Source organism: Rhodococcus sp. GQ147 (assembly GCF_059759155.1).
Window position 1 is genome coordinate 33754 of the sequence record NZ_JCAXDU010000002.1, and the last position, 25133, is coordinate 58886.

At 69.2% G+C, this 25133-nt stretch carries 19 protein-coding genes; 10 read left to right on the forward strand and 9 right to left on the reverse strand.

Annotated elements, in window-relative coordinates:
* Nucleotides 1-38 precede the first annotated feature (38 nt).
* On the forward strand, nucleotides 39-1841 hold the full coding sequence (locus AC6CID_RS02625) for an AMP-dependent synthetase/ligase (protein WP_039586272.1): 1803 nt from the start codon (nucleotides 39-41) through the stop codon (nucleotides 1839-1841).
* Nucleotides 1842-1869: 28 nt separating this feature from the next.
* On the opposite strand, the gene AC6CID_RS02630 is transcribed toward AC6CID_RS02625, so the two are convergent.
* The 3 genes from AC6CID_RS02630 to AC6CID_RS02640 are packed head-to-tail and all read right to left on the reverse strand — an operon-like array spanning nucleotide 1870 to nucleotide 4440.
* On the reverse strand, nucleotides 1870-2544 hold the full coding sequence (locus AC6CID_RS02630; RefSeq protein ID WP_220666011.1) for an alpha/beta hydrolase: 675 nt from the start codon (nucleotides 2542-2544) through the stop codon (nucleotides 1870-1872).
* 27 nt (nucleotides 2545-2571) lie between these two features.
* Entirely contained in the window at nucleotides 2572-3765 is a 1194-nt protein-coding gene (locus tag AC6CID_RS02635; protein ID WP_006553919.1) for an alanine racemase, read from the reverse strand.
* A gap of 30 nt (nucleotides 3766-3795) precedes the next feature.
* Nucleotides 3796-4440, reverse strand: a complete 645-nt coding sequence (locus tag AC6CID_RS02640) for a TetR/AcrR family transcriptional regulator (protein WP_024103473.1) — start codon at nucleotides 4438-4440, stop codon at nucleotides 3796-3798.
* Between the two features lie 76 nt (nucleotides 4441-4516).
* Here AC6CID_RS02640 and AC6CID_RS02645 point away from each other — a divergent pair, with 76 nt between their 5' ends.
* Nucleotides 4517-5824: a D-arabinono-1,4-lactone oxidase gene (locus tag AC6CID_RS02645; RefSeq protein WP_033097315.1), complete on the forward strand. Its 1308-nt coding sequence runs from the start codon at nucleotides 4517-4519 to the stop codon at nucleotides 5822-5824.
* A 27-nt stretch (nucleotides 5825-5851) separates the two neighbouring features.
* Here AC6CID_RS02645 and AC6CID_RS02650 read toward each other — a convergent pair whose 3' ends face one another.
* The 4 genes from AC6CID_RS02650 to AC6CID_RS02665 form a co-directional block, all read right to left on the reverse strand.
* The gene (locus AC6CID_RS02650; protein WP_220666013.1) at nucleotides 5852-6784 is read right to left on the reverse strand and encodes an adenosine deaminase; all 933 of its coding nucleotides are present in this window, start codon (nucleotides 6782-6784) and stop codon (nucleotides 5852-5854) included.
* A 77-nt stretch (nucleotides 6785-6861) separates the two neighbouring features.
* Nucleotides 6862-7623 (reverse strand): crotonase/enoyl-CoA hydratase family protein, encoded by a 762-nt coding sequence (locus AC6CID_RS02655; RefSeq protein WP_193903393.1) that lies wholly within the window; start codon nucleotides 7621-7623, stop codon nucleotides 6862-6864.
* 78 nt (nucleotides 7624-7701) lie between these two features.
* Nucleotides 7702-8745 carry a class I adenylate-forming enzyme family protein gene (locus AC6CID_RS02660; protein WP_193903856.1) on the reverse strand — a complete coding sequence of 348 codons (1044 nt, stop codon included), beginning with the start codon at nucleotides 8743-8745 and terminating at the stop codon, nucleotides 7702-7704.
* 133 nt (nucleotides 8746-8878) lie between these two features.
* A complete protein-coding gene (locus AC6CID_RS02665; protein WP_033097394.1) occupies nucleotides 8879-10354 on the reverse strand; it encodes an MFS transporter in 1476 nt (491 codons plus the stop codon).
* A 94-nt stretch (nucleotides 10355-10448) separates the two neighbouring features.
* Between AC6CID_RS02665 and AC6CID_RS02670 the strand changes: the two genes are divergently transcribed.
* Entirely contained in the window at nucleotides 10449-11144 is a 696-nt protein-coding gene (locus tag AC6CID_RS02670) for a hypothetical protein (RefSeq protein WP_024103467.1), read from the forward strand.
* Between the two features lie 25 nt (nucleotides 11145-11169).
* The gene (locus AC6CID_RS02675; protein ID WP_498353532.1) at nucleotides 11170-12189 is read left to right on the forward strand and encodes a glutathione S-transferase family protein; all 1020 of its coding nucleotides are present in this window, start codon (nucleotides 11170-11172) and stop codon (nucleotides 12187-12189) included.
* 33 nt (nucleotides 12190-12222) lie between these two features.
* Here AC6CID_RS02675 and AC6CID_RS02680 read toward each other — a convergent pair whose 3' ends face one another.
* Entirely contained in the window at nucleotides 12223-12687 is a 465-nt protein-coding gene (locus AC6CID_RS02680; protein ID WP_006554329.1) for a VOC family protein, read from the reverse strand.
* Entirely contained in the window at nucleotides 12684-13544 is an 861-nt protein-coding gene (locus AC6CID_RS02685) for an AraC family transcriptional regulator (protein WP_033097311.1), read from the reverse strand. Before AC6CID_RS02685 ends, AC6CID_RS02680 begins: the two co-directional genes overlap by 4 nt.
* Nucleotides 13545-13601: 57 nt before the next feature.
* On the opposite strand from AC6CID_RS02685, the gene AC6CID_RS02690 reads away from it, so the two are divergent.
* The 6 genes from AC6CID_RS02690 to AC6CID_RS02715 all read left to right on the forward strand — a co-directional run bounded on the left by AC6CID_RS02690 (nucleotide 13602) and on the right by AC6CID_RS02715 (nucleotide 25063).
* Nucleotides 13602-14336 (forward strand): hypothetical protein, encoded by a 735-nt coding sequence (locus AC6CID_RS02690; protein ID WP_064060611.1) that lies wholly within the window; start codon nucleotides 13602-13604, stop codon nucleotides 14334-14336.
* Nucleotides 14337-14338: 2 nt separating this feature from the next.
* Nucleotides 14339-15133 (forward strand): alpha/beta fold hydrolase, encoded by a 795-nt coding sequence (locus tag AC6CID_RS02695; RefSeq protein ID WP_064060612.1) that lies wholly within the window; start codon nucleotides 14339-14341, stop codon nucleotides 15131-15133.
* Nucleotides 15134-15249: 116 nt separating this feature from the next.
* The gene (locus AC6CID_RS02700; RefSeq protein WP_498353625.1) at nucleotides 15250-16383 is read left to right on the forward strand and encodes an ABC transporter ATP-binding protein; all 1134 of its coding nucleotides are present in this window, start codon (nucleotides 15250-15252) and stop codon (nucleotides 16381-16383) included.
* Entirely contained in the window at nucleotides 16380-17159 is a 780-nt protein-coding gene (locus AC6CID_RS02705; RefSeq protein WP_024103462.1) for an ABC transporter permease, read from the forward strand. The genes AC6CID_RS02700 and AC6CID_RS02705 overlap by 4 nt, the downstream gene beginning before the upstream one ends.
* Before the next feature lie 81 nt (nucleotides 17160-17240).
* Nucleotides 17241-21083 carry an ABC transporter ATP-binding protein gene (locus AC6CID_RS02710; RefSeq protein WP_217580001.1) on the forward strand — a complete coding sequence of 1281 codons (3843 nt, stop codon included), beginning with the start codon at nucleotides 17241-17243 and terminating at the stop codon, nucleotides 21081-21083.
* A 203-nt stretch (nucleotides 21084-21286) separates the two neighbouring features.
* The gene (locus AC6CID_RS02715; protein WP_071934582.1) at nucleotides 21287-25063 is read left to right on the forward strand and encodes a multifunctional oxoglutarate decarboxylase/oxoglutarate dehydrogenase thiamine pyrophosphate-binding subunit/dihydrolipoyllysine-residue succinyltransferase subunit; all 3777 of its coding nucleotides are present in this window, start codon (nucleotides 21287-21289) and stop codon (nucleotides 25061-25063) included.
* Nucleotides 25064-25133 lie beyond the last annotated feature (70 nt).

A 25133-nucleotide genomic window follows, 5' to 3' on the forward strand; every position in this document is an offset into this window, starting at 1 on the left:
AATGCACACCGACAGCACCTAACGATGGAGGGGTCACAGTGAGTGAGATTGCCGTACCACAGTCGTTCTCGATTCCCGAGAACACGTCGATGGCCGACAGCGTCTTCCGGCACGAGAAGGAGTCGCCGGAGTTCGTGCCGTTCGAGCGACTGGTCGACGGCAAGTGGGTTCCCGTCACCGCCCGCCAGTTCGCATCCGAGGTGCGCGCCGTGGCGAAGGGCCTGATCGCGTCGGGTATCGAGCTCGGCGACCGCGTCGCGGTCCTGTCGGCGACGCGCTACGAATGGGTCCTGCTCGACTATGCCATCTGGGCCGCGGGCGGTGCCACCGTGGCGATCTACGAGACGTCGTCGGCCGACCAGGCCCAGTGGATCCTCGAGGACTCCGGGACCAAGCTGCTCATCGTCGAGAACTCCGGTCACGTCGACACCGTCCGCGAGGTCGCCGAGAACGCCCCGACCGTGCGCGAGGTCCTGCAGATCGAGCCGGCGCCGGGCGGCAAGAGCGCGGTCGACGAGCTCATCGCACGCGGCGCAGCGGTCACCGACGAGCAGGTCGAGGAACGGCGCAACTCGGTCACGGCCGAATCCGCGGCGACCCTCATCTACACCTCCGGCACCACGGGCCGGCCGAAGGGCGTCCAGCTCAAGCACCGCCACTTCGCCTCGGAGTCCGCGGCCTGCGGCCTGGCCCTGCCCGACTCGATGCACGAGGGCCAGCGCACCCTGCTGTTCATCCCGATGGCACACGTCTTCGCGCGCCTGATCTCGTTCGCGGCATTCGACAGCAAGGTCACCGTCGGTCATACCTCCGACCTGACGACGCTGCTCGACCAGTTCGCGGTCTTCAAGCCGAACTTCATCCTCTCGGTGCCCCGCGTGTTCGAGAAGGTCTACAACTCGGCGAAGCAGAAGGCCTACGACGGCGGCAAGGGCAAGATCTTCGAGAAGGCCTCGGAGGTCGCGATCGAGTACAGCAAGGCCCTCGAGAACGGCGGCCCCGGCCTCGGCCTGAAGATCCAGCACTTCGTCTTCGACAAGCTGGTCTACGGCAAGCTGAAGGCCGCGCTCGGCGGCAACGTCACCCGGGCCGTCTCGGGCGGCGCCGCACTCGGCGCACGTCTCGGCCACTTCTTCCGCGGTGTCGGCGTCACCATCTACGAGGGTTACGGCCTGACGGAGACCACCGGCGGCATCATCATGAACACCCCGGCCGCCCAGAAGATCGGCACCGTCGGCACGCCGTTCAACGGCTGCGCCGCGAAGATCGCCGAGGACGGCGAGCTCCTCCTCAAGGGCCCCCAGGTGTTCGACGGCTACTGGCAGAACGACAAGGCCACCGACGAAGCCATCCGCGACGGCTGGTTCCACACCGGCGACATCGGTGCGATCGACGAGGACGGCTTCATCTCGATCACCGGCCGCAAGAAGGAACTCATCGTCACCGCGGGCGGCAAGAACGTCGCCCCGGCCGTCCTCGAGGATTCGCTGCGCGCCCACCCGCTGATCAGCCAGGTCATCGTGGTCGGTGATTCCAAGCCATTCGTCGGCGCGCTGATCACCCTCGATCCGGAGGCGCTGCCGGGCTGGCTCGAGCGACACGGTCTGCCGGCGGAAACCACGGTCGCCGATCTGATCAAGAACCCCGACCTGATCGCTGAGATCGACGAGGCGGTTGCCGAGACCAACAAGAAGGTCTCGAAGGCCGAGGCGATCCGCAAGTACCGCCTCCTCGAGACCGATTTCAGCGTCGAGAGCGGCGAGCTGACCCCGACGCTCAAGCTCAAGAGGAACATCATCCACGACAAGCACGGCGCCGAGATCGCAGCGATCTACAACTGAGGTTCCACACCGTCGACCGGGCCCCTCGTCACCGCGAGGGGCCCGGTCGTTTCTCGGGGAATCTGGGAATCCGGTCGGCCACGTCGCCCACGAACGCGGCAATATCCGAAGTCACCCTGCGATGTACGGGTTCGTGCAACAGGTCGTGCCCGGCATCGGAATACTCGCACCACTGTGCCCCGGGCAGCGACGACGCCCACTCGCGTACCGGGTCGATGGGGGCCAGCCGGTCGTCGACGCCGTGGACCAGCAGGACCGGCAGGTCGCTCGCGCCGAGCGCTTCGGCCGTCTCCGGCAGGGCCGCGGTGCGCGGCGTACCGCACAGCACGACGCCCGCGAGGCGGCTACCACCGGAGGGATCGGCATCCAGCGCCGTCAGGACCGTCGCCGCCCCCAGCGAATGGCCCATCATCACCAGCGGCAGACCGGACTCGGCGGCGAGGCCGGTGAGCACGCCGAAGTCCTCGGCGTGGAACTCGACGTTGCCCGGTGAGCCGGGTTCTCCTTCGGAGAGCCCGTGTCCGGCGAGGTCGAGTCCCCACCACGCGATGCCGTGGGCGGCGAGGCCGGAGGCGAAACGGTGGTAGTGCCCGGTGTGCTGCCCGAAACCGTGCGCGAACACCACACCGGCTCTCGCGTCGTCGACGGTCCGGCACCGCCAGTGGACCCGGCCGACCGACCCGGGGAAGAACGTCAACGGCATGGCCTCATTGTGGCCGGAGCCGGAAGGTCACCAGCAGCCGCCCTCACCGCGATAGGTGGGAACCTCGGTGCGTCCGTTCTCGTCGACGAGGTACACCCGGTCGAACCTCTCGCACAGTTCGCCGGCCTTCGCGTGGCGGAACCACACCCGTCCCCCGACGGGGATCGACGCGGCAGCGCGACCGCGCACCGGGGTCTGCACCTCGCCGGCACCTTCCGTCCCCAGCAACTTCAATCCCGCAGGACGGACCGGGCGCGGCACCCGCGAGGCGCCGGTCGGGCCGGACGCGATGTACCCGCCGCCGAACAACGTCGTGACCGACGGTGACGGTTTGCGTACGGCAGGCAGCGCGAAGAACATCGACGGGTTCGGGGTGAACGCCCGGTAGCCGTCGAACAGGGTGGGCACGTACAGCCCCGATCCCGCGGTGGCCTCGGTGACGACACGATCGGCGGTGGTCACCTCGAGCGAGCCGGTTCCGCCACCGTTGACCAGTTCGAGGTCACCCACGACCGCACGCACGGCCTCCACCACGGCGCGGCGACGAGAGGAGAGATCCCGCGCCGACAGTCCCTTGACGAGCCGTACCGGCAGCGACGAGTCGGGCAGGCCCGCGATCTGGGCCTCGTAGAACATCACTCCGACGACGTCGAATCCGGCGGCGTCGGCGCGACGGGCCAGGCCGGAGGCTGCCTCCGGGTCGCGCAGCGGAGAACGGCGCACACCGAGATGGAGCGGACCCACCCGCAACGACGCATCGATGTCCAGGCAGACCTTCGTCCGGAAAGTGTTCTTCCCCAAAGCCGTACGGATGATGTCGAGGTGCTCGGCCGAATCGACCATGAGCGTGATCGCCTGCACCGCGTCCGGCGACACCGCGAGCTTCCCGAGCGCCGCCCGGTCGACCGTGGGGTAGCCCATCAGGATGTCGCGCGCTCCGTGCTCGACGAGCCACAGCGCCTCCCGTAGCGAGTACGCCATGATGCCGCGAAAACCGCCGCGGGTGGTCAGTTCCGGACCGAGGACCTCGGCGAGGACGGCACGACAGCGCACCGATTTGCTCGCGACCCGCACGGGCACACCGTTCGCGCGGCGGATCAGGTCGTCGGCGTTGCGCCGCAGGGTGGGCAGATCGACGGCGGCGAACGGCGGGTCGAGGTCGGCCGTCGCCGCGTGCACCCGGTCGAGGGCGGCGTCGTGAACGGAAGCAGCACGGAGCACGGGCGATCCCTTCGAAAAGGTCGGGTCGGGTCAGGAACGTTCTACGGCACGGGTCGCGATGATGTCGGCGACGACTCCCAGTTCGGCCGTGGCCGCCTCGCCGTCGCGATCGACGAGCCACCGGAGCACGACGCCGTCGAGCACGGACAACGACAGTCGTGCGAGCGTCGAAGTGGGCAGCGACCATTCGACGCCGCACCGCTCGGCGCAGGTGTCGAGGAACAACTGGGCCTGCTTGTCCATCAGGCGGTACTGCTCCACGGCGATGTCGCCGCCGGCGGGACTGCCATCGGTGCGCTGCCGGAGCGAGTAGGCGGTGATCTCGTAGGTGAGGGTCTGCAGCCCCGGCGTGGACTCGATCGTCGACCACATGGAGCGAAGGCCGGTGTGGAGCATCGAGCGGAGACAGTCGACGCCGCCGGTCTGCTGCGCGTCCTCGGGCACATCGAAGGCCGCGTGCATGGCTCCGGCGAGTTCGCCGACGACGGCGTTCGCCATGGCGACGACGAGGGCTTCCTTGCTGTCGAAACAGTAGTGGACAACGCCCAGTGACACTCCGGCCTTCTCGGCGACGGCGCGGACCGTGACGGCTCCGACTCCCCCGCCCTCCGCCAGTTCCAGTGCTGCTGCCACGAGTTGGGCGCGGCGCTCGTCAGCAGGCAACCGATTCGGCATGACCCTGATGGTAGAGGTCGGGAAAGGTTCACGAGCAGGTGTTGACTTGGACGATTGTCCAGGTCGAAGATGAGGCATGGCCACCTGGCACAATTGGGCTCGCACCGAGAGTGCGGCACCTCGCCGTTTCGAGACCCCCGGCAGCACCGACGACCTCGCGCGCGTCGTCGTCCGCGCCTCCGAGCAGGGCGAACATGTCAAGGCCGTGGGCGCCGGGCACTCGTTCACCGGCGCGGCCGTCACCGACGGCACGCTCATCTCGCTCGACCGGATGTCCGGTCTCGTCGCGGTGGAACCGTCGGCCACCGGCGCGCGCGTCACCGTGCGGGCGGGGACGCGACTGCGCGGCCTGGGCGACCTGCTGTGGGCACAGGGCCTCGCCGTACCGAATCTCGGCGACATCGACGTGCAGTCCGTCGCCGGCGCGATCTCGACCGGCACCCACGGCACCGGCGCGACCTTCCGCGGACTGGCAGCAGCCGTGTGCGGCGCGACGATCGTGCTCGCCGACGGCCGGATCGTCGACTGCTCCCCCGAGCACGAGCCCGACCTGTTCGAGGCCGCCCGGCTCGGTCTCGGCGCCCTCGGCGTGCTCGCGACCGTGACGCTCGATTGTGTCCCCGCATTCCGCCTGCGCGCAGAGGAAGCCCCCTCGTCGCTCCGCACCACACTCGATGTCCTCGACGAACTGCGAAGCGGTGTCGACCATTTCGAGTTCTACTGGTTCCCACACACCGACGGCGTGCTCATCAAACGCAACACCCGCCTCCCCGGTGAGGCACCGGTGCAGCCGGTCGGGCGGGTGCGCACCCTCCTCGACGACGAACTGCTCTCCAACGGCGCCTTCGCACTCCTCCAGCAGGTCGGGACGCGGGTTCCCGCCACCATCCCGGCGCTGAACCGGGTCGCGTCCCGGGCGTTGTCCCCGCGCACCTTCGTCGACCGCAGTTACCGGGTGTTCGCCTCCACCCGCCGGGTGCGGTTCCGGGAGATGGAGTACGCGCTCCCCGCCGAGCACCTTCCAGCGGTTCTGCGCGAGATCGATGCGTGGCTGCAGCGCACGGACGTTCGTGTCGGTTTTCCGGTGGAGGTGCGGTTCGCGCAGGGCGACGATGTCTGGTTGTCCACGGCGCAGGGCCGCGATACCGCCTATGTGGCCGTGCACCAGTACCATCGGCGCGACCACACGCCCTACTTCGACGGTGTCGAGCCGATCCTGCGCGCCGCGCAGGGACGCCCGCACTGGGGCAAGCTCCATTCCCTGACCGCGGACGCTCTACGCGAGCTCTACCCTCGGTTCGACGACTTCCTCGCCGTGCGCGACCGCGTGGATCCGCACCGCACCTTCACGAACCCGTATCTGCGCCGCGTCCTGGGCGAATGACGCCCGAGCCGACTCACCCGGACGGACTCAGAGGAAGGCGGCGTCCCACGAATTGCGCCGGAGCACATCCCGTTCGGCATCGGTCAGACCGAGCTGATCCTTCAGCCCTGCGAGGTTGTCGTCGACGTAACCACCGAAATAGGCGGGATCGTCCGAGTGCACGCTCACCGACAGGCCCGCCTCGAGCATGCGGCGCAGCGGATGGTCGGCGAGCGTATCCACCACGCGGAGGCGGACATTCGAGAACGGGCAGACGGTGAGGGGAATGCTCTCGTCGACCAGGCGCGCGACGAGTTCGGGATCCTCGAGCGAGCGGATGCCGTGGTCGATGCGCTCGGCGCCGAGCAGATCGAGCGCCTGCCAAACATATTCCGGAGGTCCCTCCTCCCCCGCGTGCGCGGTGATGTGCAGCCCTTCGGCCCGCGCCCGCGCGAAGACGTCCTCGAACAGTGACGGCGGGTGACCGACCTCCGCCGAGTCCAGGCCGAGAGCGATGATCGGCGCACCGAGGCGCAGCAGTTCGCCGAACACCTGATGCGCTTCGGGCACGGGGCGATCGCGCACGATCGACGCGATCATCGCCGCATCGACCCCGAACTCCCGGTGTGCCCCGGCGACCGCGTCGGAGAGCCCGGCTACGACCTCTGGCAGCGGGACACCGCGCGAGGTGTGGGCCTGCGGATCGAAGAAGAACTCCGCGTGGGTGACACCCGCCCGCGCCGCACGAGCGAAATAGGCGCGGGCGAGGTCGGCGAAGTCCTGCGCCGTGCGCAGGACCTCCATGTTCGCGTAGTACAGGTCGAGGAACGACTGCAGATCGGTGAACTCGTAGCGGCTGCGCAGATCGTCGAGATCGCGATAGGGCAACTCGATGCGGTTCCGCTCGGCGAGGGCGAGGATCAGCTCGGGTTCGAGCGTGCCCTCGATGTGTACGTGCAGTTCTGCGAATCCGTCGGTCACCTGATCCTCGTCATCTCTCGTTCGGTCTTTCAGCGACCCTTCCACACCGGAGCTCAGCGACCCTTCCACACCGGAGCTCAGCGACCCTTCCACACAGGGGGTCGCTTCTCGGCGAATGCGGTGGCGCCTTCACGCGCGTCCTCCGAGGTGAACACGGGCGCCATGATCTCCATCTGCTTCGCGAATGCTTCGTCGCTCGACCAGTCGGCCGAGCGGACGATGATCTCCTTGGTCGCCGCCACGGCGAGCGGTCCGTTCGCTGTGATGCGCTCGGCCAGTTCGAATGCACCCTCGAGTGCCCCACCGGGTTCGGTGAGACGATTGACGAAACCGTATCCGTAGCCTTCCTCGGCGGTGAACGCGTCCCCGGTGAGGGCGAGTTCGAGGGCCTTCTGGTAAGGGATGCGCGACGGCAGGCGCAGCAGGCCACCGCCACCGGCGACGAGGCCGCGCTTGACCTCCGGGATGCCGAACTTCGCGTCCTTCGCGGCGACGACGAGGTCGGTGGCCAGGACGAGTTCGGTTCCGCCGGCGAGGGCGAATCCTTCGACGGCGGAGATGAGCGGCTTGCGCGGCGGCGCCTCCGTGAAGCCGAGACCCTTACCGGGCACGACCACGTTCTCGCCTGCGACGAACGCCTTGAGGTCCATGCCCGCGCAGAAGTTGCCGCCGGCGCCGGTGAGCACACCGACCGACAGGGAGTCGTCGCTGTCGAGCTGGTCGACCGCCTGGGCGAGCGCGTGGCTCACGGCGGCGTTGACGGCGTTGCGCGCCTCGGGCCGGTTGATGGTGATGACGAGAACGCGATCGCGTCGTTCGAGCAGGACTACGTCGGACATGGACACACCTCTCCACTACGAAAAATGCCGGTTCATCGGGTTACAGGCTGTATACCGGACGGGAACCTGTTGCAGGGTTCACGACACCCGGACGGCGATCTGATCGACGAAGCCCTCGTCGTCGATGCGCACCTGATCGCCCGTGCGGAACCAGCCGTCCTCCGTGAACGTCTCGTCCGTGGCGCACGGATCGCGCCAATAGCGGCGGGCCACGCTCGGTCCGCGACAGAGCAGTTCGCCGACACCGTGTTCGGCATCGGGCCCGAGCAGCGCGATCTCGATCCCTCCGAACGGCACTCCGACACTGCGGGGATGGCGGGAGCGGTGTTCCGAGGGCAGCAGCAGACCGATCCCTCCCGTCTCGGCGACTCCCCAGCCGCGCACACACCGCGAGGTGGGGAAAGCTGCGCGGAGGTGCCGCCACGGTGCGCGGATCACGCGCGATCCCGAGACCACGACGGTTCCCCCGGAGGCGAGGGTGGGCAGCAACTGGACGCTGCATCCGACCGCCGTGGACAGCGGCGCCGTCAGCACGGTCCGTACGCCGTCGCCGACGAGATCCATTGCGTGGGCGACGGCCTCGATCGTCGACAGCACGTTGGTGTTCGTCAGTTCGACGCCGCGCAGTCCACCACCGGCGACGCGCACGTAGTAGAGCACCGCGAGCTCGTCCGGTGACGCACCTCCGTCGAGGAAGGCGACACCGTCGGGCAGATCGGAGTCCAGGGTGAGGACCGCACCGCTGTGGACCCCGATCTCCGACGTTTCCTCGGGGCTGCAGCTCGGGTCGGGGAGCACCGGAACACCTCCGGCAAGGACCACGCCCAGGAACCCGATCAGCCAACGGACCCCGTTCGGCTGACAGACGACCACCCGGTCGGTGGGGCCGACCCCCTGATCGAGGAGACCACCGGCGACGCGGGCGGCGGCGGCCCACAGTTCGCGGTAGGTGAGTGCGCGGCCGCATCGGTCGACCACCGCGACGCGGTTCGCGAAACGCAACGCACTCCGATCGAGCAGCTCGGCGATGCACGGCTCCAGGCAGTCGTACTGGAGGATGCCGCTGTCGCGGCGAGTGACCCGATCGTCCCGGAGCCAACGACTCCCTGCCGGAATTTCCACTACGGCCACCGACATGCCACCTCCCACCCGGCGTGCGTGCCTGCACTATATGGCGTGGATCACAGCCATGTGAGGAAACGGCGGGTCACGGACAACCGGGGAAGGTGCCGCAGGGTGGTCGCTGGAACGTCCGTCAGGCGCTCGCTGCCGCCGAACGCTCCTCGGCGGCACGCTGTTCCTTCTGGCTCGCGGGACGGTCGAAGGCGAGCGCGGCCACGAGCCCGATGAGCAGGATGCCGGCGGGAAGCCACAACGATTCGGCCATCGCCGCGGCGAACGGTTCGTGCAGGGGCTCCGGCAGGACGGAGCCGGACGTCTCCATCTCCGGCGCCCCTCCTCCCCCGCCGACACCGTTGGCGCTCAACCGCGCCGCCATGATCGCACCGAGAGCGGCACTCCCCATCACCGCGCCCACCTGACGCGTCGTGTTGTACACACCGGAACCCGCCCCGGCCCGGCTCGGTGCGAGACCGTTCGTCGCGGTGGCCGAGAGCGGCGACCAGATGCCCGCGTTCGCCACCCCGATCAGGGCGATCGGCAGCAGCAACTGCCAGATCTCCGCGTCGGGGGTCATCACCAGCGCGAGCCAACCCAGCCCGATCGTGAGCAGCGAGAAGCCGGTGCCGGCGATCAGCCGCGGATGGACCCGGTCGACGAGCCTGCCCACGAGCGGCGCGAGCACACCACTGAAGACCGCCATCGGCACCATGAGCATCGCGGCGCCGGTCGGGCTCAGACCGCGCACCGACTGGGCGTAGAACATGATCGGCAGCATGACGCCGGTGATGGCGAAACCCATCGTCGCGATACCGATGTTCGCCAACCCGAAGTTGCGGTCCCGGAACAGCGACAGCGGTACGAGCGGTTCACCGCGGTTGAGCGACTGCTGGACGACGAACACGACGAGCAACACGATGCCCAGCCCGATCAGCACCCACACGCGGGCGGTCCACTCGAACGAGTTGCCCTCCTGGATCCCGAACACGAGGCAGAACAGGCCGGCGCCGCTGAGCAGCATGCCGAGCACGTCGAACCGGTGCGGGCTCGTGGGCAGCACCGGCACGTACCGCACTGCGAGCGCGAACCCGACGATCCCGACGGGCACGTTCACGAAGAAGATCCATTCCCAGCCCAGCCCGTCGACCAGGACACCGCCGGCCAGCGGCCCGACGAGCGTCGCGACCCCGGCCACGGCGCCCCACAGGCCCATCGCGGTCCCGCGCCGCTCACGCGGGAAGATCCGGGTCACCACGGCCATGGTCTGCGGCGACATGAGCGCCGCGCCGAATCCCTGGAACACGCGGGCGACGATGAGCATCTCGATCGTCGACGAGAAACCGCACCACAACGACGCGATCGTGAACAGCACCAGCCCGCAGAGGTAGACCCGGCGCTGACCGAAGCGGTCGCCGAGGCGGCCCGTCACGAGCAGCGGCACCGCGTAGGCGAGCAGATAGGCGCTCGTGACCCACACGACGGCGGCGATGTCGGCCCCGAAGGTCCGCATGATCGCCGGGTTGGCGACGGCGACGATCGTGCTGTCCACCAGGATCATGAAGAAGCCCAGGCACAGAGCGCCCAACGCCGCCCAGCGGGCACCGTCGGACATCTCCACCGCCACATCGGACCCGCGTTCGCGCGTGTCCACCCCGCTGTCGTCGCTCACCGGACCTCTCCCCTCGTCGGCGGTCTACGGTAGCGGGGTGGACCCGCACATCTCGAGCATCGCCGCCCTCGCGTGGTGTCGTGCACTGGGCCTACCCGACGGCGCACTCGTCGAACCCGGGTGCGTGACGCGTGTCGACGACTCGTTCCGCGACGTCCGACTGCTCGCCGTGGGGCGCGCCACCGCGATCGTCGGACCCGACGCCGCGGTCTCCCGCCTCGCGGCCGAACCCGACCCGGCCGAGATCGATGCCCCGAACGCCGAGCTCGTCGTCGCAGGCCACGCGGGTCGCACGGAGATCCTCGCCCTGTGCACCGACTGGATCGACGCGACACGCGTCGAGAACCCGCTCATCTCCGACGACCCCGAGGACCTCGCCGAACTGCTGCGGTGCTGCCCGCCCGACGACGTCACCGAGGCCGAACTGTCGCCGACCGGGCCGTCGCGCGTGTTCGTATTGCTCGACGACGATCACCGTCCCCTCGCCGGCGCGGCCTACAGCGAACTCGGGTCGTTGCTGGCCGATGTGCGGGTGCTGACGACACCGCCGGCGCGCCGGCTCGGGCTCGCCTCGACGGTCGCGACGCTGGCGACCCACGACGCGCTCGACGCCGGACTCGTCCCGCTGGCCCGCATGCGCCGCGACAACCGCGGTGCCCGGACGGTCGCGGCGGTGTCGGGATACGACATCTGGGGAACCCTCGTGACGGTTCGGGTTCCACCCGGGAAGTGACGAGTGTGCACGGAAGGATGCGTAGGTGACCGAGAACAAGTACGTCGAGCCGGGTGCGGAGTTCGCCCGCGACACCAACTACATCCGAACCCGCATCACCGCGGACGGGCGCGACGGCTATCCCGTCGAGTCGGGGCGGTACCGGCTCGTCGCCGCCCGGGCGTGCCCGTGGGCCAACCGCACCCTCATCGTGCGGCGGCTGCTCGGTCTCGAGGACGCTCTGTCGCTGGGACTGTGCGGCCCGACGCACGACGAGCGCAGCTGGACGTTCGATCTCGACCCGGGCGGGGTCGACCCCGTCCTCGGCATCCCGCGACTGCAGGACGCGTACTTCGCGCGATTCCCCGGATACGACCGCGGCATCACCGTCCCGGCCGTCGTCGACGTGCCCACCGGGCAGGTCGTGACGAACGACTATCCGCAGATCACCCTCGACTTCTCCACCGAGTGGACGCAGTTCCACCGCGAGGGCGCCCCGGATCTGTATCCCGAGGAGCTACGAAGCGAAATCGACGAGGTGGCCGAGCTCGTCTACCAGGACGTCAACAACGGCGTGTACCGGTGCGGTTTCGCCGGTTCGCAGGAGTCCTACGACAAGGCCTTCGACCGTCTCTTCGCCCGCCTCGACTGGCTCGAGGAACGCCTCGGGGCGCAGCGCTATCTCGTGGGCGAGACCATCACCGAGGCCGACGTGCGCCTGTTCACCACGCTCGTCCGGTTCGATCCCGTCTACCACGGGCACTTCAAGTGCAACCGGAACCGGCTCGCGGACTTCCCGGCGCTGTGGGCCTACGCGCGCGATCTGTTCCAGACACCCGGCTTCGGCGACACCATCGACTTCGTTCAGATCAAGCAGCACTACTACCTCGTGCACACCGACGTCAATCCCACGGGCATCGTGCCGAAGGGACCGGACCTGTCGAACTGGCTCGATCCGCACGGCCGTGAGGCGCTCGGCGGGCGGCCGTTCGGGGACGGCACACCGCCGCCCCCGCCGCGTCCGAGCGAGGTGGTCCCCGAAGGGCACGGCACGGTCGCCCGCTGATCCCCTGCGACGCTGACCCCCCTGCGACGGTTCCTACGGCCGGCGGGGCCGGTAGGTGCCGATCGTCCAGTACACACCGTGCGGGTCCCGGCAGGTGAACCCGTGCGATCCGTAGTCCTCGTCGCGGAGTTCGACGGTCACGGTCGCGCGGACCGCCGGGTCCTCCGCCTGCGCCGAGGCGAGCACCCTCTCGTACAGGGCATCGACGGTGACGTCGTCGGGAAGCACGAGATAGGCGGCGCCCCTGTCGGCGTGCTGGTCGAGCGGCGACCCGCGACCGGTCGAGCCGAGCATGACCCCTCCGCCGTGCGGCCAGAGCAGGGCTGCGTGGTCGACGCGATCCCCTTCCCCGTAGACCTCCGCTTCGGCGAACCCGAGGGTGTCCACGAGGAAACGGATCGCGCCCCGGGCGTCGGTGTAGGCGAAGCACGGCCACACCGTGTCGACGGTGGGTGTGAGGGTGGTCGACTGCTGCGTGGAATTCGTTGTGTTCGTCATGTCTCCGAGTGTCGGCCCGGAACCCCCCGGTCGTCTTGGACGAATGGGAACACCTCGTCCTCGAGCCACCGCGACGGCGGGACGCCCGCCAGATCGCGCCAGTCGCGGGCGAGATGCGCCTGGTCGTAGAAGCCGCACTCGGCGGCGACATCGGCGAGGCGGCGGCCGGGGTCGGCCCGCAGCATCCGTCGCGACCGGTCGAAGCGCGCCACCCGGGCCACGTCCTTCGGGGACAGTCCGAACTCGGCGGCGCACCGGTTCGCGAGGTGTCGCCTGCTCCATCCGAGTTCGTCCGCAACAGCGCGGACCGGGCGAGCCGGGTGCGTCACGAGCAGGTGCCAGGCGTGGACGAGGTGCCCGTCCGGACTCGTCGACCGTGCGGCGACCAGGCGGCGGGTGAGAATCCGGTCGAGGACGGCGAACCGCTCGTCCCACGATTCGACCGCGGAGATCCGGTCGAACAACTCCCGGCCGTCGGCGCCGATGACGTCCTCGAGATCGACGGCCCACGGCCCGAGCGCGGCGGCGGGCACACCCAGCAGGGCGCGCGCACCCGCGGGGGTGAGCGCGAGTTGGATCCCGTGCTGCCGGCCGTGGTGGACGATGGGCACCGGTTGCGTCGACAACCCTCCGGCGAGCGCGTCGAAACGTTCCGGGCACCGTCCGTCGCCCCGCGAGAGTTCGACGGGTTCGGAGATCGTGAGGATTACGGTGACCTCCGGAGAGGGCATACCCAGATGGGTCCCCGACGGGAAACCGTCGAGCCGATACCCCTCGTACGACCGTACGTAGGGTGTCAGCAGGGGTGTCGGACGCCGCCTGGCGCCGTCAGACTCACCGACTGCGGACCCGGTCATGGCACCAGCGTAGTGAGAGCAGTCCGGAAGACAAGAGCACCGGAGAACAGGGGCACGATGAGCAACAAGGCAGGCGTCGCAGAGGCCTTTATCGTCAAGATGCTGGACAACGGCGCGAGGCTGCAGGGCCCTGCGGTGGCCAAGTACGTCGATCTCATGCGGCGCTCGCACCCCGACGAGTCCCCGGCGCAGATCATCGAGCGACTCGAGAAGCAGTTCCTGCTGACCGTCACCGGCAGCGGGTCCGCGGCGGGCGCGACCGCAGCCTTCCCCGGCATCGGGACACTCGCGGCCATCGGCGCGGTCGGCGCCGAGACGGCCTTCTTCTTCGAGGCGTCCGCGCTGCTCACCCTGGCCATCGCATCGGTGCACGGGATCGAACCCCACAACCACGAGCAGCGCCGCGCGCTGGTGCTCGCCGTCTCCCTCGGTGACGCCGGCCGGGAGGTCGTCGCGACCGCGACCGGCGCGTCGCTGCGCAACTGGCCCAAGGCGCTGACCACCGGCGCGGGCGGCACCCAGCTGAAGACGCTGAACAATTCCCTGGTCAAGAAATTCATCCGCCGGTACTTCGCCAAGCGCAGTCCGCTGCTGATCGGCAAGCTCGTCCCCGCTGGTATCGGCGCCGCGATCGGTGGCGTCGGCAACCGTGCGCTGGGCAAGCGCACGATCCAGAACGCCCGCGACGCCTTCGGTCCACCGCCGGCCGCGTGGCCCGTCGCACGTCCCGTCCTCCCGGCGAGCGGAGAGGCACCGGCGCTCGACACCGGTGTTCCGGTCCCGAAGGACTGACCGTGCCGGCCGACGGGAAGGTGTTCGTACGGGAGTCCGGTGCGGGACCACGCACCGTCGTTCTGCTGCACGGCTTCTCCGATCACGGCGGTACGTGGTGCAAGGTCGCGCCGGCGATCGCCGAACGGCACCGGGTGCTCGCGGTCGACCTGCCCGGTTTCGGACGTAGCGCGCAGCACTGGGAGACCCCCGTGCTCGACCACTATGTCGACGTCCTGGCCGACCTCGTCGACGACGTTCCCGAACCGGTGTCGCTGGTCGGGAATTCGCTCGGTGCGGTCACCGCACTGGTGTTCGCGTCGGTCCACCCGTTCCGGGTCGACCGCGTGGTGCTCGCCGACATGCCGGGTCTCGCCGGGATCCCCCGGTGGTGGACGCAGGGTGCACGCATGCCGGTCGAACTGTCGCGCCTGCTGCCCGCTCCGGTGATGCAGCAGGCCATGGGTGCCCTGTACGCGCGGGCCGCCGTGCACCGGCGCGGCACCTTCGACCGGGCGGCGCGCACGGCGTTCGCGGCGAACTACGCGACCCGCGAGCAGGTCGACACGCTGCTGACCGTGGGCCGGCACGCGATCGGTGAGCTCGGCCGACTGCCGATCCCGGAGATGGTGCACGCCCTCGACATGCCGGCCCTGCTGGTGTGGGGTGCACAAGACCGGTTGACGCCCGCTCACGCCGCGCGACGGGTGCAGGCCGGCGGCCGGAGACGGGTGGTGATCATCCCCGATGCCGGGCACTGTCCTCAGCTCGACGCGCCCCGCGAATTCCTCGACGCCGTCCTGCCCTTCCTCGACTGACCCGTAAGCTCACGGCGACCGCGGCACCAAGCCGCACCCATATCTCGACGACGCGGGGGTCCGAATCCGTGACAGCACCGTCAACGCAACCGCCGTACGGCACACCCGATCCCCGGGTGCCCTCGGGGGCACCGGGCGCGGGGATCGCCGTCCACGGCCTGAACAGGACGTTCGGTGACCACACGGCCGTATCGAATCTGTGGTTCACGGTGCCGCCGGGCTCGATCACCGGCTTCCTCGGACCCAACGGATCGGGCAAGACCACCACCCTCGGCATGATGCTCGGCCTCGTCCGGCCGAGCGCCGGGAACGCCTTCGTCGACGGCGTGCCGTTCACCTCCCTGCAGCAGCCTGCACAGGTCGTCGGAGCGGTGCTCGACGCGCGCAGCGCCCACCCCAAACACCGGGCGCTGACACACCTGCAGATCTACTGTGCCGCGATCGGCGTGCCCGACGAACGGGCGAGGCAGATGCTCGACCTCGTCGGCCTGGGGTCGGTCGCGCGGCGTCGCATCGGGGAGTTCTCCCTCGGCATGCGGCAGCGACTCGCCCTGGCGACGGCCCTGCTCGGACAACCGCGTTATCTCGTGCTCGACGAACCGGCGAACGGACTCGACCCCGAGGGCATGGCCTGGCTGCGCGACTTCCTCCGCGCATTCGCCGCCAACGGCGGGACCGTGCTGATCTCGAGCCACATCCTGCGGGAGATCGAGCAGATGGCCGACCGCCTCGTGATCATCGCGAACGGTCACCTGGTCGCGGAGACCTCGATGACCGATCTGCGCGACGCCTACCGCTCGCGGGTGTTCGCCGCGGCCTCCGACCCGGCCCGCCTCGCGACCGCACTCGCCGCGGCCGGGCACACCGACGCGCAGGTGCAGCAGGACGGACGGCTCGCGGTCGTGGGTGTGACTTCCGACCGCATCGCCGAGATCGCCGCGACCGCGGAGGTGACGCTGTTCGGGACGAGTGTCGAGCACGTCGATCTCGAGCAGGTCTACCTGGCGATGACGGCCGGTCGCTACGCGGCCGCGCCGGTCGTGCAGTATCCGGGGCACGGAGCCCACCATCCGCCGGGCGGGCAGTATCCGCAGGGCCCGCAGTACCCGAGTGCCCAGCAGCACCCGCAGGCCCAGCCGTATCCGAACGGCCAGCAGTATCAGCAGTACCCGACCGCACAGCAGTACCCGCAGTCGCAGTGGGGACAGCCGAACCGACCGCCGACCGGGCAAGGAGGTCCCACCGCATGACCGCGCTTCTCACCGCCGAGTTCCGCAAGGTCCTGAGCCTGCGCTACTGGTGGATCCTCGGCATCGCACCGCTGCTGGTGGGACTGTTCTGCGGGGCGCTGACGCTGCCGGTCGCGCGGCAACTCGAACTCGGCTTCGGTGACGGTTTCGCCGAGGCCGTCGCCGCCGCGGTCGGCATCTCCCTCTCGTTGTCGCTGGTGTTCCTGTTCGCCGCGATCTTCGGCGCGGTGGCGACGGGCAGCGAGTTCGCGCACCGAACGATCGTGACGACCTTCCTCACCGCGCGGGGACGCGACCGGGTCGTCGGCGTGAAGTTCGCGACCGTCGCCGTGATCGGGCTGCTGTACTGCATCGTCACGGAAGTCGCGGCGGCCGCGACGCTCGTGTTGTTCGGTGGGGGCTTCGACGGTGCCGACCTCGGATCGGTCGCCAAGGTGATGGGCATCGGTCTGTTCTGCGCGCTGATGTGGTCGCTCATCGGAGCGGGGCTGGGTCTGCTCACACGGTCGACGACGGGCAGTGTGCTCGCGATCTGCGCGTGGGTGCCGTTCGGGGAGCTGATGGTCTCGGTCGTCCTGCACGGTCTCGGTCTCGGCGCGATCGCGTCGTACCTGCCGGCGCAGGTGACCTGGTACGTGCTGTTCTCCGCGGTGTCGATGCCCGAGGACGTGACACTCGAGATGACGTGGCCGGCGGCCCCGCTGCTCCTGCTCCTCTGGACCGTGGTGCTGGGCGGCCTCGGCTGGTGGCGCGCCCGCACCGCCGACGTCGTCTGACACGTTCGATCACCTGCGTCACCGGCCCTTCCCGAGCGGCTTCGACGTGCCCTGTCGGCGCTCGACGCTAATGTCGGTTCGATGGCACACGACCCGATTCCGCGCTCGCCGGGATGGATTTCCCGGCTCGTCGCCGAATGCCTGAAACACCGCAGAACAGCCGTCGGGGCGCTGGCCGTCACCGTCGTCGCCGCCCTGATCGACATCACCTTCCCACTGCTGACGAAGGTCGCGGTCGACAGCGCGACCGGGCAGGGCGACGTGCCCGCCGACGACCTGCGCCTGATCGGGCTGGCCGCGGCTGCGATCGCGGCAGGTGCGGTGATCCGGTTCGGCTGCCAGTACGGGCGCCGCATGCTCGCCGGACGCCTGTCGCTCGACGTGCAGCACGACCTGCGGTTGCGCCTGCTCGGCTCACTCCAACGTCTCGACGGCCACGGTCAGGACCGCATCCGCACGGGTCAGGTGGTCTCGCGGTCCATCACCGACCTGCAGCTCGTGCAAGGGCTGCTCGCGATGGTGCCGATGTCGGCGGGTGCGCTGCTGCAATTCGTGCTCGCGCTGGTGATCATGACGACCCTCTCGCCGCTGCTCACGCTGGTCGCGGTGGTCATCGTCCCGATCATCGCGGGTCTCGTGCGGGTCGTGCGCCCGAGGCTGTTCGCCGCGACCTGGTCGGCGCAGCAGCGCGCGGCCGATCTCGCCCAGCACGTCGAGGAGACGGTCACGGGCGTGCGGGTCGTGAAGGGATTCGGGCAGGAATCGCACGCGGTCGACCAACTCGAGGAGCACGGTCGCAGGCTGTACGCGGAGCGTCTGCGTGCCGCCCGGATCAACGCGTGGTTCTCGGCGCCGATGGGTGCGATCCCGCAGTTCGGGCTCGTCGCCACCATCGCTCTCGGCGGCTGGCTCGCCCTCGAGGGCGGAATCACCGTGGGCACCTTCGTGGCGTTCACCGCCTATGTGGCGACGATGACGGGGACGACCCGCACCCTCTCGCAGGTCGTGATCATGGCGCAGCTGTCCCGCGCCGCCGTCGAGCGGGTGTACGAGGTGATCGACACCGAACCCGACGTCGCCGATCCCCCGCATCCCGTCGAACTGCCCGACGGTCCGCTCGGGGTGCACCTGGAGGACGTGACGTTCGGCTTCGACGACGACCGGGACGTACTGCGCGGCCTCGACCTGGAGATCGCGCCCGGCGAGACCGTCGCGATCGTCGGCCCGGCCGGGTCGGGCAAGACCGTGCTGTCGCTGCTGCTCCCCCGCTTCTACGCGCCACACCGCGGGTCGGTGTGCCTGACCGCGGACGGCCGCGACATCGACGTCGCCACGCTCCGCGCCGACGATCTGCGCGGGGCGGTCGGCCTCGTCTTCGACGAGCCGTTCCTGTTCTCCGACACGGTCGCGTCCAACATCGCGCTCGGCCGGCCCGACGCGTCGGACGACGAGATCCGCACCGCGGCCGCGGCGGCACGCGCCGACGACTTCGTCGAGGCCCTCCCCGAGGGTTACGACACGGTCGTCGGTGAACGCGGCCTGACACTGTCCGGTGGGCAGCGGCAGCGGGTCGCGCTGGCGCGGGCACTGCTCGTCGATCCGCGGGTGCTGATCCTCGACGACGCGACCTCTGCGGTCGACGCCGAGACCGAGGCTGCGATCTACGGCGCGTTGCGGGCGGGTCGGCGCCGCACGACCCTCGTGCTCGCCCATCGGCGGTCGACGCTCGCACTCGCCGACCGGGTCGCCGTGCTCGACGAGGGACGCATCGTCGACATCGGGACGGTCGACGAACTCGAGGAGCGCAGTCCCGTCTTCCGGCGTCTGCTCTCGACCGACGACGACGCCGCACCGGCACCGGAACGCCCGGTTCCCGCCGGTGAGTTGTGGCCCGAGGAACCGGACGACGATGAGCCGTCCGGTACCGTTCGGAATCCTCCGGCGGTCGGTGGAGGTCGCGGCGGACCGGCGGGCAGTGGTGGCCGCGGCGGGCCGGTGTCCGGGGCGCTCGGCGCGGTGGCCCCGACCCCGGAACTGCGCGCGGCCGTCGACGCGCTTCCCCCGGCCACCGAGACCCCCGGACGCGATCCGGCCCTGCGGTCCGAGGCCCTGCGCCTGCCCGACCCGCAGTTCCGATTGTGGACGACGCTGCGCCCGGTGCGCGCACTGCTGGCGGTCGTCGTGCTGTGCCTGGCGGTGGAGTCGCTGACGAGCATCGCGTTCCCGTCGCTGGTGCGGTACGCCGTCGACCGCGGGGTGACCCCGGGCGATCCGTCCCGGCTGTGGCAGGCGACCGCCGCGGGTGTGGTGCTCGCGCTGCTCGGCTGGTTCGTGGTCGCGATCCTCACGGTGCTCACCGCGCGGGCGGGCGAACGGGTGTTGTTCGGGCTGCGCGTGCGCTCGTACGCGCACCTGCAACGGCTCGGGCTCGACTACTACGAACGCGAACTGTCGGGCCGGATCATGACGCGGATGACGACCGATGTGGACGCGCTGTCACAGTTCATCCAGACCGGCCTGTCCACCGCGGTCGTGGCGGTGCTGACGCTCACCGGTATCTCGATCGCGCTGATCGCCACCGATCTGTCGCTGGCCCTGGTAGTGCTGGCGGTGCTGCCCGTGCTGGTCGGCGCGACCCTGTGGTTCCGGAAGGTCTCCGGGACGGCGTACGCGCAGTCCCGCGAACGCATCTCCCTGGTGAACGCGGATTTCCAGGAGAACGTCACGGGTCTGCGCGCCGCCCAGGCCTACCGCAGGGAGGAGACCGCGGCGCGGCGGTTCGCCGAGCGCGCGGAGGCCTATCGGCGCAGTCGCCTGCGGTCGCAGCGGGCCATCTCGCTGTACTTCCCGTTCATCACTTTCCTGTCCGATCTGGCGCTCGCGGCGGTCGTCTTCGTCGGCGCCCGCGAGGTGGCGTCGGGCGCGGTCGGCCCCGGTGTGCTGATCGCGTTCGTGCTGTATCTGAACCTGTTGTTCGCACCCATCCAGCAGTTGTCGCAGGTCTTCGACGGTTACCAGCAGGCGCGCGTCGGTCTGCGCCGGATCGGCGACCTGCTGCGGACCGAGAGCTCGCTCGAGTCTGCCGAGGAGGGCACGGTCGCCATCACCGGGCACCTCCGCGGCGACGTCGACCTGCGGCAGGTGGGCTTCCGGTACAGCGAGGCCGACCGTGACGCGTTGAGCGATGTGGACCTGTCGATCCCGGCCGGGTCGACGGTCGCCCTGGTGGGCCGCACCGGTGCCGGGAAGTCGACGGTCGTCAAACTGCTCGCGCGGTTCTACGACCCGACCTCCGGTTCGGTGCGGGTGGACGACACCGATCTGCGCCGTTACCGTCTGCGCGACTATCGGGGCCGGCTCGGGGTGGTGCCGCAGGAGGCGCACCTGTTCACGGGCACGGTGGCGACCAACATCGCCTACGGCCGGCCCGAGGCGACGCGCGAGGAGATCGAATCGTCCGCGCGCGCCGTGGGGGCGCTGGACATGATCGCGGGACTCGCCGGCGGCATGAACCATCCGGTGGGTGAGCGCGGTCAGGGTCTGTCGGCAGGGCAGCGTCAGCTCATCGCACTCGCGCGCGCCGAACTGGTGGACCCCGATCTTCTGTTGCTCGACGAGGCCACCGCGACCCTCGATCCCGCCACCGAGAAGGCGGTGCTCGAGGCGGGTGCGCGGGTGGCCCGCTCGCGGACGGCCGTGGTGGTGGCGCACCGTCTCGCGACCGCCGCACGCGCCGATCTCGTGGTGGTCGTCGACGACGGCCGTATCGTCGAGTGCGGGCCCCACGACGAGCTCCGCCGAGCGGGAGGTCTGTACACCACTTTGTGGCAACTCGCTACCGGTGGTCTCGTTCCGGAGGAGCCCGAGGTCCTGCTCACTTCGACGACGGAAGGATCGAACATGAGATCGTCCTCACGTTTGTAACGGGGTGCGCGCTGCGCCGATGCACCTTAGAGGGAATAATCGGCTCTCGAGAACCGTCATCGATGGAGACCCCATCGCACCAGATTGTGAGGTAGCCCACCGACATGCGCGGTCAGTTCGGATCGTCACATGCCACGGGCTAGCCTCATATTCACAGGCGCTCCGATCGGGTACCGAAGAAAGAAACGAGGCGAACAACTGCCGTGAGCAGCAGCTCTACATCACAGTTCGGACAGAACCAGTGGTTGGTTGACGAGATGTACCAGCGCTTCCAGGACGACCCTTCGTCCGTGGACGCGAGTTGGCACGAATTCCTCACCGACTATTCGCCGGAAGCCGCGGTGGCCGGAGGCACCAACGGCTCCGACACCGCCACGACCGAGAAGCCCGCGCCGAGCACAGCATCTGCGCCGAGTTCCTCCGCTTCGGCCCCCACCAAGCCTGCACCGAAAACCGAGACCGCGTCGGCGAAGCCCGCACCGCAAGCCGAGGCCGCGCCGGCCAAGCCTGCACCGAAGGCGGAGACCAAGCCTGCGACGCAGCCGAAGGCCCAGGCCGCGCCCGCGAAGCCGGCTCCCAAGCCCGCCGCGGCCCCGTCGGGCCAGGCCACCGAGGAGAAGAAGGTTCTGCGCGGCGCCGCTGCTGCCGTTGCGAAGAACATGAACTCCTCGCTGTCGATCCCGACGGCCACCAGTGTTCGCGCGGTGCCCGCGAAGTTGATGTTCGACAACCGCATCGTCATCAACAACCACCTCGCCCGCACCCGGGGCGGCAAGGTCTCGTTCACCCACATCCTCGGTTACGCGATCGTCCAGGCGGTCAAGGCGTTCCCGAACATGAACAACCACTTCGCCGAGGTCGACGGCAAGCCGAACCTCGTCGTGCCCGCGCACACGAACCTCGGTCTCGCGATCGACCTGCCCGGCAAGAACGGCCAGCGTTCGCTGGTCGTGGCGGCCATCAAGAACTGCGAGACGATGAACTTCGCGCAGTTCTACTCGGCCTACGAGGACATCGTGCGCCGCGCCCGCGACGGCAAGCTCACCGGCGACGACTTCTCCGGCGTCACGATCTCGCTGACCAACCCGGGCGGTATCGGCACCGTGCACTCGGTCCCGCGTCTGATGCAGGGCCAGGGCGCGATCATCGGCGCCGGCGCCATGGAGTACCCGGCCGAGTTCCAGGGTGCGTCCGACGCGCGGCTCGCCGAGATCGGCATCGGCAAGCTGCTGACGCTCACCTCCACCTACGACCACCGCGTGATCCAGGGCGCGGAGTCGGGTGAGTTCCTGAAGAAGATCCACGAGCTGCTCATCAGCGACGACTTCTACGACGGCATCTTCCACACCCTGCACATCCCCTACGAGCCGGTCCGCTGGCGCAAGGACGTGCCGGAAGGTCTCGTCGACAAGCACACCCGTGTGCTCGAGCTCATCGCCGCCTACCGCAGCCGCGGCCACCTCATGGCCGACACCGATCCGCTGCAGTTCGTGCGCGACAAGTTCCGGTCGCATCCCGATCTCGATGTCACGACCCACGACCTGACGCTGTGGGATCTCGATCGCGAGTTCAATGTCGGTGGCTTCCACGGCCGCCCGAAGATGAAGCTGCGCGACGTGCTGTCGGTGCTGCGCGACGCGTACTGCCGCCACGTCGGTGTCGAGTACACCCACATCCTCGAGCCCGAGCAGCAGCAGTGGCTGCAGGAGCGGGTCGAGGCGCACCACGTCAAGCCGACGGTCGCCCAGCAGAAGTACATCCTGAGCCGCCTCAACGCCGCCGAGGCGTTCGAGACGTTCCTGCAGACCAAGTACGTCGGTCAGAAGCGCTTCTCGCTCGAGGGCGCCGAGTCCGTCATCCCGATGATGGACGCGATCATCGACCAGGCCGCCGAGCACACGCTCGACGAGGTCGCCATCGCGATGCCGCACCGCGGTCGCCTGAACGTGCTCGCGAACATCGTCGGCAAGCCGTACTCGCAGATCTTCTCGGAGTTCGAGGGCAACCTGAACCCGGCCGCTGCGCACGGTTCCGGCGACGTGAAGTACCACCTCGGCGCCGAGGGCACCTACATCCAGATGTTCGGCGACAACGACATCAAGGTCTCGCTCACCGCGAACCCCTCGCACCTCGAGGCGGTCAACCCGGTGCTCGAGGGCCTCGTCCGCGCCAAGCAGGACATCCTCGACAAGGGCGAGGACGGCTTCACCGTCCTGCCCTTGCTCCTGCACGGCGACGCTGCGTTCGCCGGTCAGGGCGTCGTCGCGGAGACCCTCAACCTCGCGCTGCTGCGCGGCTACCGCACCGGCGGCACCGTGCACATCGTCGTCAACAACCAGGTCGGCTTCACCACCGCGCCGGAGCACTCGCGTTCGTCCGAGTACTGCACCGACGTGGCGAAGATGATCGGCGCGCCGATCTTCCACGTCAACGGCGACGACCCCGAGGCCTGCGTGTGGGTCGCGAAGCTCGCCGTGGACTTCCGCGAGAAGTTCCACAAGGACGTCGTCATCGACATGATCTGCTACCGCCGCCGCGGTCACAACGAGGGCGACGACCCGTCGATGACCCAGCCGGCGATGTACGACGTGATCGACACCAAGCGCAGCGTCCGCAAGAGCTACACCGAGGCCCTGATCGGCCGCGGCGACATCTCGCTCAAGGAAGCGGAAGACGCCCTGCGCGACTACCAGGGACAGCTCGAACGGGTCTTCAACGAGGTCCGCGAACTCGAGAAGTACCCGCCGGAGCCGTCGGAGTCGGTCGAGCTCGACCAGACCCCGCCGAAGCGTCTCGACACCTCCGTCGACCGGCCGGTGCTCGAGCGGATCGGCGACGCCTTCGCCGAGGCGCCCGAGGGCTTCACCGTCCACCCGCGCGTCAAGCCGGTGCTCGAGAAGCGTCGTGAGATGTCACGCAACGGCAAGATCGACTGGGCGTTCGCCGAGCTGCTCGCGTTCGGTTCGCTGGCCGAGGAAGGTGCCCTGGTGCGCCTGGCCGGTCAGGACTCGCGTCGCGGCACGTTCACGCAGCGCCACTCGGTCATCATCGACCGCAAGACGGGCGACGAGTACAACCCGCTCGCCTCGCTGGCCAACCAGGCCGGCAACGGCGGCCGCTTCATGGTCTACGACTCGGCGCTGACCGAGTTCGCGGGTCTGGGCTTCGAGTACGGCTACTCGGTGGGCAACCCCGACGCGCTCGTGCTGTGGGAGGCGCAGTTCGGCGACTTCGTCAACGGCGCGCAGCCCATCATCGACGAGTTCATCTCGTCCGGTGAGGCCAAGTGGGGTCAGCTCTCCGACGTCGTGCTGCTGCTGCCGCACGGCCACGAGGGCCAGGGTCCCGACCACACCTCGGGCCGCATCGAGCGCTGGCTGCAGCTGTGCGCCGAGGGTTCGATGACGGTCGCGGTTCCGTCGACCCCGGCGAGCTACTTCCACCTGCTGCGCCGCCATCACCTCGACGGCATCCGCCGCCCGCTGGTGGTGTTCACGCCCAAGTCGATGCTGCGCAACAAGGCCGCGGTCAGCAACATCGAGGACTTCACGCAGGGCAAGTTCCGCTCGCTGCTCGAAGAGGTTCCTTACGAGGAGGGCACGGCCGACCGGTCGAAGGCCACTCGTGTGCTGCTCACCTCCGGCAAGATCTACTGGGAACTGCTGGCGAAGAAGCAGAAGGAAGGTCGTGACGACGTCGCGATCGTGCGCATCGAGCAGCTGTACCCGGTGCCGCGTCGCCGCATCGCCGAGACGCTCGAGCAGTACCCGAACGCCACCGAGTTCTTCTGGGTCCAGGAGGAGCCGGCGAACCAGGGTGCCTGGCCGTTCCTCGGCCTCGCGCTGCCGGAACTGCTACCCGACAAGCTCAGCGGTATCAAGCGCGTGTCGCGTCGCGCGATGTCGGCACCGTCGTCCGGTTCGAGCAAGGTCCACGCTGTCGAGCAGCAGGAGATCATCGAGAAGGCCTTCGGTCGCTAGAAGCTCCGTTTCGGATCCTTCGGGTCCTTGACGGTTCTCATGTGAGCCGGGTCGGTTCGTCCCCGCGAGG

What these genes read in the sequence shown, in the direction of transcription:
- AC6CID_RS02645 (WP_033097315.1), top strand. Translation starts at nt 4,517, where the DNA reads ATGGCCACCTGGCACAATTGGGCTCGCACCGAGAGTGCGGCACCTCGC.
- AC6CID_RS02680 (WP_006554329.1), bottom strand. Translation starts at nt 12,687, where the DNA reads ATGACGAACACAACGAATTCCACGCAGCAGTCGACCACCCTCACACCC.
- AC6CID_RS02640 (WP_024103473.1), bottom strand. Translation starts at nt 4,440, where the DNA reads ATGCCGAATCGGTTGCCTGCTGACGAGCGCCGCGCCCAACTCGTGGCA.
- AC6CID_RS02655 (WP_193903393.1), bottom strand. Translation starts at nt 7,623, where the DNA reads ATGTCCGACGTAGTCCTGCTCGAACGACGCGATCGCGTTCTCGTCATC.
- AC6CID_RS02630 (WP_220666011.1), bottom strand. Translation starts at nt 2,544, where the DNA reads ATGCCGTTGACGTTCTTCCCCGGGTCGGTCGGCCGGGTCCACTGGCGG.
- AC6CID_RS02690 (WP_064060611.1), top strand. Translation starts at nt 13,602, where the DNA reads ATGAGCAACAAGGCAGGCGTCGCAGAGGCCTTTATCGTCAAGATGCTG.
- AC6CID_RS02705 (WP_024103462.1), top strand. Translation starts at nt 16,380, where the DNA reads ATGACCGCGCTTCTCACCGCCGAGTTCCGCAAGGTCCTGAGCCTGCGC.
- AC6CID_RS02710 (WP_217580001.1), top strand. Translation starts at nt 17,241, where the DNA reads ATGGCACACGACCCGATTCCGCGCTCGCCGGGATGGATTTCCCGGCTC.
- AC6CID_RS02685 (WP_033097311.1), bottom strand. Translation starts at nt 13,544, where the DNA reads ATGACCGGGTCCGCAGTCGGTGAGTCTGACGGCGCCAGGCGGCGTCCG.
- AC6CID_RS02665 (WP_033097394.1), bottom strand. Translation starts at nt 10,354, where the DNA reads ATGTCCGACGGTGCCCGCTGGGCGGCGTTGGGCGCTCTGTGCCTGGGC.